The following is a 9,512-nucleotide window of genomic DNA, read 5'->3' as shown; positions in this document are numbered from 1 at the left end:
GGGGAGCGACCGCATGCCGGCGACGCGCTCGGTGATCTTCTGGCCGAGCAGCATGCCGCCGCCGCCGGGCTTGGCGCCCTGGCCGACCACGACCTCGATCGCGTCGGCCTTGCGCAGGTCGTCGGGGTTCATGCCGTAGCGCGAGGGCAGGAGCTGATAGACCAGGATGGAAGAATGCTCGCGTTCCTCCGGCGTCATCCCGCCGTCGCCGGTGGTGGTCGAGGTGCCGACCGCCGACGCGCCGCGGCCGAGCGCTTCTTTCGCCGGACCCGACAGCGCGCCGAAGCTCATGCCCGCGATGGTGACCGGAATTTTCAGATGGATCGGCTTCTTGGCGAAGCGGGCGCCGATGGTGACGTCGGTGGCGCAGCGCTCGCGATAGCCCTCCAGCGGATAGCGGCTGATCGAGGCGCCGAGGAACAGGAGATCGTCGAAATGAGGGAGCCTGCGCTTCGCACCGCCGCCGCGGATGTCGTAGATGCCGGTCGCAGCCGCGCGCCGGATTTCGGCGATCGCATGATCGTCGAAGGTCGCGGACTTGCGTGGCGGCGTGCGGACGAAGCGGTCCTCGGCGCTCATCAATAGGCCCCGACATTGTCGATGTGGAAATGGTAGAGCTTGCGCGCCGAGCCATAGCGGCGGAAATCCGCGACGTCTGCATCGGCCTCGGCGGCCTTCAGAAGGGCGCGCAGATGGTCCATGTGCTCCGGGGTCATTTCCTTCTCGATGCAATCGGCGCCGAGGCTGTGCACCTTACCGCGGACGTAAAGCCGGCTTTCGTAGATCGAGTCGCCGAGCGCTTCACCGGCATCGCCAAGAACCACGAGACTGCCGGTCTGCGCCATGAAGGCGGAGAGGTGGCCGACCGATCCCCTTACCACGATGTCGATGCCCTTCATCGACAGGCCGCAGCGCGCCGAGGCATTGCCGTCGATCACCAGCAGGCCGCCGCGTCCGCTTGCGCCGGCGGCCTGCGAGGCGTCGCCGCGGACATGGACGCGGCCGGACATCATGTTCTCGGCGACGCCCTGACCGGCATTGCCGTGAATGATCACACGCGCCTGCTTGTTCATGCCGGCGCAGTAATAGCCGGCATGGCCCTGCACCTCGACCGTGATCGGCGCATCGATCCCGACTGCGATCGAATGCTGTCCGCGCGGATTCTGCACCACCCAATGGGTCTCGTTGGTATTCGGCTTGATTGCATGGAGCGCGGAATTCAGTTCGCGCAGCGAGGACGACCCCAGATCGACCGTGATCATCCGTGGCGTTCCCCGGAATTGCGTTCCCATGTGTACACTTTGGCAGGCTCGGGCTCCCACACCGTCGCCTTTTCGATATCGGGCAGATTGACCAGCGCGCGATATTCGGTGCCGAACGCGACCCACCGGTCGGTCTCGGCCATCACCGCGGGCTTGCAGGCGATCGGATCGCGGAGCACGCCGAAGCCGGTCTCGGTTCCGACCACGAATGTATAAAAACCGTCGAGCGCGTCGAGCGAGGATTCCAGCGCCTGTGTCAGGGTCGCGCCCTCGCGCATCTTCCAGGTCAGGTAGCCGGCGGCGACTTCACTGTCATTGTCGGTCTGGAAGCTCAGGCCCTGGCGGATCAGTCCGCGGCGGACCTGATTGTGGTTGGAGAGCGAGCCGTTATGCACCAGGCATTCGTCCATGCCGGTGGTGAACGGATGGGCGCCCTGGGTGGTCACGGCGGACTCCGTCGCCATGCGGGTATGACCGATACCGTGGCTGCCGCGCATCGAGGCGAGGCCAAAGCGCTTCGACACCTCGCTCGGCAGACCGACTTCCTTGAAAACCTCCATGCTGCGGCCGAAGCTGACCACGGAAATATTGGGCCGGCGGCTCAGTTCGTCGCGCGCCTCTGCCTCGCGGTCTTGCGCGACGGCAATGACAGCGTGATTGTCGTGCACCGCGAGCGGTGGTGCCGCGACCGAGGCCAGGCTGTCCGTCAATTCAACAAAGTCCGTGCCGGCAGGCCCCCGGATCGTCAGCTTCACTTCCCCAGGCTCGGCGCCGCCATACACCGCGAATCCTGTCGAATCGGGTCCGCGGTCGGTCATGGCCACCAGCATCTGCGCCATCAACCGGCCGAGTTCCGGCTCGAGGCTTCGATCCTTGGTGAAAAGTCCGACGATTCCGCACATGGTCATGTTCGCTGCGAGGACAGGGATGGGCCATCGCACGGCCGGCGCATGGTGTCAATTTCTGAGCACTTTATTTTCCTGTGAAGAAACAGAACGAAACCGTGTGAGCGCAAGGTGTTTCGGTGCCCGGCAGACAATATTGCACATAGATTGATCACAAATACCTCTATTGTATGCAATTGAACGGCTGAATCGACGATCCGTGAACCCAATACGAGCCGTCGAATTCCTTTTTTTGGTTTTTGAATCAGTGTGTTGTGAGATTTCTGCGGAAGCGCAATGGGGCTGGCACGCAATTTGCGGAGGTGTTGTCCGAGACCGAGCACAGAGGGACCGGAGGCACTCAATGAATCGCCGCGAATTTCTGAAATCGACGACCGCCATCGCTGCAACATCCGCCGTCAGCGCGCCCGCCATTTTTTCGACGTCGGCCGAAGCGCAATCGCGCAAGGAGACGCTGCTTCTCATCACCGAGAATGGTCCGAACAATCTCGACATCCATGGCGTCGGCACCAACCGGCCGGGCTACGAGGCGTCATGGAATTGTTATGATCGGCTGATCACCCATCCGACCAAGACGTTGTCAGATGGGTCGCTGTCCTACGATCGCGACAAGTTCGAACCCGAACTCGCCGACGACATGAAGGTCGGCGACATGTCGGTGACCTTCAAGCTCAAGAAGGGTGCAAAATTCCACGACGGCAAGCCTGTTACCGCAAAGGACGTGAAGTGGTCCTATGACCGCGCCGTGAGCGTCGGCGGCTTTCCGACCGTGCAGATGAAGGCGGGCTCGCTCGAAAAGAAAGAGCAGTTCGTTGTCGTCGATGACAACACCTTCCGCGTGGATTTCATCAAGAAGAACCACCTCGCAATTCCCGACATGGCGGTGATCGTACCGGGCATCTACAATTCGGCGCTGCTGCAGTCGAAGGCGACGGAGAAGGATCCCTGGGCGCTCGAATATACCAAGAGCAATACCGCGGGCTCCGGTGCCTACAAGGTGACGGGCTGGAAGCCAGGTGTTGAAACCATCTATGAGCGTAACGAGGCCTGGGTCGGTGGCAAACTGCCGCAGCTTCGCCGCGTGATCTGGCGCACCATTCCGTCGTCCGGGAACCGGCGCGCGCTGATGGAGCGGGGGGACGCCGACATCTCCTTCGATTTGCCGGCGAAGGATTTCACCGAAATGAAGAAGGACGGCAAGCTCAGCCTGATCTCCAATCCGATCGGCAACGGCATGTACAGCCTTGAGCTGAATGTGGTGAAGCCGCCCTTCAACAACGAGAAGGTTCGTCAGGCAATTGCCTATGCACTGCCTTACGACAAGATCATCAACGCCGGTATGTTCGGCCATGCTCGGCCGCTGTTCGGCGGCGCGTCGAACGACGTCACCAGCACCGCATGGCCGCAGCCGACCGGGTACAAGACCGACATGGAAAAGGCCAAGGCGCTGATGGGCGAGTCGGGGGCAGGTGAGATCGACTCCACGATTTCGTTCGACCTCGGCGACGCCGTCAATTCCGAGCCGATTGCGGTGCTGATCCAGGAAAGTCTCAACCAGATCGGCATCAAGCTCGCGATCAACAAGGTGCCGGGCGCCAACTGGCGCAGCGAGATGGCGAAGAAGTCGATGCCGATGATGGTCAACTTCTTCTCCGGCTGGCTGGACTATCCCGAATATTTCTACTTCTGGTGCTATTCCGGCCTCAACGCGATCTTCAACACGCCGAGCTATGTCAACAAGGACATGGACGCCATGATCGACGGCGCCTATGCGGCGGCCGCCGTCAACGACACGGCGAAATACGATACCGACGTGAAGAGCTTCATCTCGAAGGCCTACAAGGAAGTGCCGCGCATACCGCTGTTCCAGCCCTATCTCAACGTCGCCACCCAGAAGAATATCTCCGGCTACCAGTACTGGTTCCACCGCCAGGTCGATTACCGCAAGATCGTCAAGGCATAAGCCGGGGCGATTTCGCCATCCCATGCCGCAGGGCATGGGCCTTGCATGAACCGACATGACACGAGACGGTGCGCGCCAGTCCCGGCGCGCGCCGCCACCCGCGACCGGAGACGCGGTGATGCTCGCGACCCTTGGCAAAAGGCTTCTGACTGTGATCCCGACGCTGATCGGGGTCATTATCGTAACCTTTCTGTTGACCCGCGTGCTGCCCGGCGATCCCGCGGTGTATTTCGCGGGGCCCGCGGCCACGCCGGAATCGATCGCCGAGATCCGCAAGGGGCTCGGCTTCGACAAGCCATTGCCTGAGCAGTTTCTTCGCTATGTCGGCGATCTTGCGCAGGGCAATTTCGGCAATTCGCTGTCGACCGGCCGGTCGGTGGCGACGGAGATCACAAGCCGGCTGCCCGCATCCGCCGAACTGACGCTGGTCGGGCTGATCGTCTCGATCCTGATTGCGGTGCCGCTCGGAATCTTCGCGGCGATCAGGCAGGGATCCTGGGTCGACCACACATGCCGCGTGGTGGCGACGGCCGGGGTGTCGCTGCCGGTCTTCTTCACCGGCCTTCTGCTGGTCTATGTCTTCTATTTCAGGCTGGGCTGGGCGCCCGCGCCGGTCGGTCGCCTGGACGCATTCGCGATCACGCCGCCGCACATCACCGGCTTCTACCTGATCGACAGCCTGCTGGCCGGAGACCTCGAAACCTTTCGAGCCGCGCTTGCGCAACTGATCCTGCCGGCGATGACGCTTGCGATCTTCTCGCTGGCGCCGATCGCGCGCATGACACGGGCCTCGATGCTTGCGGTACTCGCCTCCGACTTCGTGCGCACGGCGCGCGCCAGCGGGCTTGGGCCGCGCACCGTGATCCTGACCTACGCCTTCCGCAACGCCATGCTTCCGGTCATCACGACACTCGGCATGGTGTTCTCGTTCCTGCTCGGCGCCAACGTGCTGGTCGAGAAGGTGTTCGCCTGGCCGGGTATCGGCTCGTATGCGGTCGAGGCGCTGCTGCAATCCGACTTCGCCCCGGTCCAGGGTTTCGTCCTGACCATGGCGATCATGTACGTGATCCTCAACCTCATCATCGACATTCTCTACGGCATCATTGACCCGCGTGTGAGGCTCGAAGGATGAACCAGCGTCCCGATCTCGACTCCGCACACATCGCGGCAACCGATGCGCCGGCTGCGGGGGCCGCAGCCGCGGCCATGGCCGCCCCGGCAGTGCCGGCGGCGCGGAAGCAGACATCGGTGTTCGCGCATGCGCGCTACGTGATGTCGGAGAACCCGGTCACCGCATTCTCGTTCGGGATGTTCGCGCTGCTGGCGCTTTGTGCGCTGTTCGGGCCTTATATCGTCCCGTATGATCCGCTGGCGAGCAACACCGCAGCGACGCTGCAGCCGCCGTCCGCCGCGCACTGGTTCGGCACCGACCAGCTCGGCCGCGATATTTTCAGCCGGGTGGTGGTGGCGACGCGGCTCGACTTCATCATCGCTTTCAGTTCCGTCGCGCTCGTGTTCGTGATGGGCGGTTTTGCAGGGATCGCCGCGGGCTTCTTCGGGGGCTGGACCGACCGCCTGGTCAGCCGTCTGGCCGATACCATCATGGCCTTTCCGCTATTCGTGCTGGCGATGGGCATCGTGGCCGCGCTGGGCAACACCGTGACCAACATCGTGATCGCGACCGCGATCATCAATTTTCCGCTTTATGCCCGCGTGGCCCGCGCCGAGGCCAATGTGCGCCGCGACATGGGTTTCGTGCAGGCGGCGCGGCTGTCCGGCAACGGCGACTTCCGGATCCTTCTGACGCAGATCCTGCCCAACATCATGCCGATCATGATGGTGCAGATTTCGCTGACCATGGGCTATGCAATTCTCAATGCCGCCGGCCTGTCCTTTATCGGCCTTGGCGTGCAGCCGCCGACGCCGGAATGGGGAATCATGGTCGCGGAAGGCGCCGCCAACATCATTTCCGGCGAATGGTGGATCGCCTTCTTCCCGGGTGCCGCGCTGATGATCGCGGTGTTCTGCTTCAACCTGCTCGGCGACGGACTGCGCGACATCGTCGATCCGCAGCGCCGCACCTGAGGAGCGAATCATGACCGCCACCACGCTCCTCGACGTGCGCGATCTCACCGTCGAATTCATGACCCGGCGCGGGGTCGTGACGGCCGTGCAGCATGTCAATATTTCCGTTGCGAAGGGCGAGACCGTCGGCATCGTCGGCGAGTCCGGCTCCGGAAAATCGGTAACGTCCTATGCGGTGATGCGCATTCTCGACCACGCCGGCAAGATCGCCGACGGTTCGATTACATTTTCCGGGATCGACGTGCGTGACGCGCCGGAAAAGGAGATGCGCGACCTGCGCGGCCGCGAAATGTCGATGATCTTCCAGAGCCCGCGCACCGCGCTCAATCCGATCCGCAAGGTCGGAGACCAGATCGGCGACGTGCTGCTGCAGCATGTCCAGGCGCAGCCCTCCGACGTGAAGGAAAAGGCGATCGAGGCGCTCAAGCGGGTCCGCATCGCTCGTCCGGAGGAGCGGTTCCACGCCTATCCGTTCGAGCTGTCCGGCGGCATGTGCCAGCGCGTGGTGATTGCGCTGGCAATCGCCTGCCAGCCGCAGCTTCTGATCGCCGACGAGCCCACCACCGGTCTCGACGTGACCACCCAGAAGGCGGTGATGGACCTCGTGGTCGAACTGACGCGGGAGCGCGGCATGTCGACCATCCTGATCACCCATGATCTCGGTCTCGCGGCGGCCTATTGCGACAAGGTCGTAGTGATGCAAAAGGGCAAGGTGGTGGAGACCGCCGCATCCGCGAACATCTTCAAGGATCCGCAGCACGCCTATACCCGCAAGCTGATGCGCGCAACGCCGCGGCTCGGGGTCTCGCTGCGGGACCTGCTGCCGGAGGATCTCGCGTCCGAGCCCTATCCGGCCCCGACGCCGGCCGCCGAAGCCGAACTGGCCGACAAGTCGCCGCTGCTGGTCGTCTCCAATCTGGTGAAGGAATATCCGCGCCAGGGCGCGCCGGGTTCGCTTGCGAGCTTCTTTCGCAGAAAGGACCAGTTGCCGGAGCCGGAGACCTTCAAGGCGGTCGACGGCATTTCATTTACGATCAGGCGCGGCGAAAGCGTTGGTCTCGTCGGCGAATCCGGCTGCGGCAAGTCGACCACATCGATGATGGTGATGCGGCTGCTCGATCCGACATCCGGCTCCGTCGTGTTCGACGGCGACGACATCGGCGCGATCCCGGCCAAGCAATTCGCCAAGACCAAGATGCGAAAACGCATTCAGATGGTGTTCCAGGACCCGACCGAGTCGCTCAATCCGCGTTTCACCGCGGCGCGTGCGATCGCCGACCCGATCCTGCGCATGAGCGACATCCGCGGAAGAGATGCAGTGCGCGCACGCTGCGAAGAACTGGCGCGCAATGTGGGATTGCCGGTCGAATTGCTGGATCGCTTTCCACATCAATTGTCGGGCGGGCAAAAGGCCCGGGTTGGCATCGCCCGCGCCATCGCGCTGTCGCCGGAACTGGTGATTCTCGACGAGCCCACCGCCGCGCTCGACGTGTCGGTGCAGGCGGTGGTGTTGAACCTGCTGGAGGATTTGAAGCACCAGCTCGGCATGAGCTATCTGTTCGTCTCGCACGATCTCAACGTGGTGCGGCTGCTGTGCGACCGGGTGATCGTCATGCAGACTGGCAGGATCGTGGAGGAGGGCAGCGCGGAAGCTGTGATGGATTCGCCGAAATCGGATTATACCAGAGAATTGCTGGCTGCGATTCCGCATCCGCCGATTTGAGCCGTTCGATGAGCGATCACGACATTGCGGACGCCTGGATCACCTCGTCGGCGGCGTTGCTGGAATTGCCGATCGATACCGCCTGGCTGCCCACCATCCGCGCCAATGTCGAGGTGACGTTGCGGCTGGCGAAACTCGTCGACGACTTCCCGCTGCCGGACGAGGCCGAACCCGCGCCGGTATTCGGGGCCTGAACATGGCGGACTGGCGTTTTGCGAAGGGTCACGAGATTGCCACCGCCGTCGCGCGAGGCGAAGTATCGGCGCGCACCGTGGTGGAGGACGCGCTGTCGGCCATCCGCAGCCGCGACCAGACGCTCAACGCCTTCACCGATGTCACCGCTGACCGCGCGCTTCGACGCGCCGACGCGCTCGATGCCGACCGCACCGCGGGCAGGCCGGTCGGCCCGCTTGCGGGTGTGCCGTTTGCGGTCAAGAATCTGTTCGATGTCCAGGGTCTTCCGACCCGTGCCGGTTCGAAGATCAATCGTGAATTGCCTCCGGCGCAGCACGACTCGCCGCTGATCGAGAAGATGGAGGCGGCGGGCGCGATTCTGGTCGGCGCGCTGAACATGGGCGAATACGCCTATGACTTCACCGGCGAGAACGTGCATGACGGTGCCTCGCGCAACCCGCACGATGTGACCCGCATGTCGGGCGGTTCGTCCGGCGGGTCGGGCTCGGCGGTCGGCGGCGGCCTTGTGCCGCTTGCGCTTGGCTCCGACACCAACGGTTCGATCCGTGTGCCGTCATCGTTCTGCGGAATATTCGGGCTGAAGCCGACCTATGGCCGGCTGTCCCGCGCGCGCAGCTTTCCGTTTGTGCTCAGCTTCGATCATCTCGGGCCGTTCGCGCGATGCACCCGCGATCTGGCGATCAGCTATGACGCGATGCAGGGGCATGATCCGGCCGATGCCGGCAGTGCGAACCGGCAGGCCGAGCCATCGCTGCCTGAGCTGGTGCGCGGCATTGAGGGTCTGCGGATCGCCGTCGCCGGGGGTTATTTCCGCAAGGGCGCGCTTCCCGAAGCGCTGCAGGCGATAGAGCAGGTCGCGACAGCGCTCGATGTCTCGCGCGAACTCGAATTGCCGGAGGCGCAGCTCGCGCGCGCGGCGGCCTATGTCATCACCACCTCGGAAGGCGCCGCGCTTCATCTCGACCGGCTGCGGCGGCGGGCTCATGATTTCGACCCGGCGACCCGGGACCGCCTGATCGCAGGCGCCATGATCCCGTCGTCTCTCGTCGTGAAGGCGCAGAAATTCCGCCGCTGGTATCGTGAACATGTGCTGGCCTTGTTCGCGGATGTCGACGTGATCCTTGCGCCGGCAACGCCCTGTACTGCGCCAGCGATCGGCCAGCAGACTTTCATGCTCGACGGCATCGAAATGCCGGTTCGCCCCAATATCGGGATATTCACCCAGCCGGTTTCGTTTATCGGCCTGCCCGTGGTGGCGGTGCCAGTTCCGCTCAAGCCGCTGCCGATCGGCGTGCAGATCATTGCGGCGCCATGGAGGGAGGACATCGCCTTGCGCGTGGCGCAATACCTGGAGGACATGGGTACGGTTGTGGCACCGC

The 9,512-nt window shown here is 63.5% G+C and carries 9 protein-coding genes; 6 read left to right on the top strand and 3 right to left on the bottom strand.

Features of this window, described 5'->3' with window-relative positions:
* The 3 genes from AB7F49_RS35320 to AB7F49_RS35310 form a co-directional block, all read right to left on the bottom strand.
* A partial coding sequence (locus AB7F49_RS35320) for a glutamate synthase-related protein (protein WP_428531290.1) occupies positions 1-579 on the bottom strand: 579 nt, incomplete at its 3' end.
* A complete protein-coding gene (locus AB7F49_RS35315) occupies positions 579-1,262 on the bottom strand; it encodes a protein glxC (protein ID WP_428531287.1) in 684 nt (227 codons plus the stop codon). The genes AB7F49_RS35315 and AB7F49_RS35320, both read right to left, overlap by 1 nt.
* Positions 1,259-2,164, bottom strand: coding sequence for a class II glutamine amidotransferase (locus AB7F49_RS35310; protein ID WP_428531284.1), 906 nt, complete (start codon positions 2,162-2,164; stop codon positions 1,259-1,261). The genes AB7F49_RS35315 and AB7F49_RS35310 overlap by 4 nt, the downstream gene beginning before the upstream one ends.
* A gap of 346 nt (positions 2,165-2,510) precedes the next feature.
* Here AB7F49_RS35310 and AB7F49_RS35305 point away from each other — a divergent pair, with 346 nt between their 5' ends.
* The 6 genes from AB7F49_RS35305 to AB7F49_RS35280 form a co-directional block, all read left to right on the top strand.
* Positions 2,511-4,130 (top strand): ABC transporter substrate-binding protein, encoded by a 1,620-nt coding sequence (locus AB7F49_RS35305; RefSeq protein WP_428531281.1) that lies wholly within the window; start codon positions 2,511-2,513, stop codon positions 4,128-4,130.
* A 118-nt stretch (positions 4,131-4,248) separates the two neighbouring features.
* Entirely contained in the window at positions 4,249-5,262 is a 1,014-nt protein-coding gene (locus AB7F49_RS35300) for an ABC transporter permease (RefSeq protein WP_428531278.1), read from the top strand.
* A 74-nt stretch (positions 5,263-5,336) separates the two neighbouring features.
* On the top strand, positions 5,337-6,215 hold the full coding sequence (locus AB7F49_RS35295) for an ABC transporter permease (protein ID WP_428531293.1): 879 nt from the start codon (positions 5,337-5,339) through the stop codon (positions 6,213-6,215).
* Between the two features lie 10 nt (positions 6,216-6,225).
* On the top strand, positions 6,226-7,938 hold the full coding sequence (locus tag AB7F49_RS35290; RefSeq protein WP_428531275.1) for a dipeptide ABC transporter ATP-binding protein: 1,713 nt from the start codon (positions 6,226-6,228) through the stop codon (positions 7,936-7,938).
* Positions 7,939-7,946: 8 nt separating this feature from the next.
* The gene (locus AB7F49_RS35285; protein ID WP_428531272.1) at positions 7,947-8,132 is read left to right on the top strand and encodes a DUF4089 domain-containing protein; all 186 of its coding nucleotides are present in this window, start codon (positions 7,947-7,949) and stop codon (positions 8,130-8,132) included.
* 2 nt (positions 8,133-8,134) lie between these two features.
* On the top strand, positions 8,135-9,512 hold a 1,378-nt coding region (locus tag AB7F49_RS35280; protein WP_428531269.1), incomplete at its 3' end, for an AtzE family amidohydrolase.

The organism is Pseudorhodoplanes sp., assembly GCF_050250235.1.
GTDB lineage: Bacteria > Pseudomonadota > Alphaproteobacteria > Rhizobiales > Xanthobacteraceae > Pseudorhodoplanes.
This window is presented reverse-complemented; position numbering and strand designations above follow the sequence as displayed.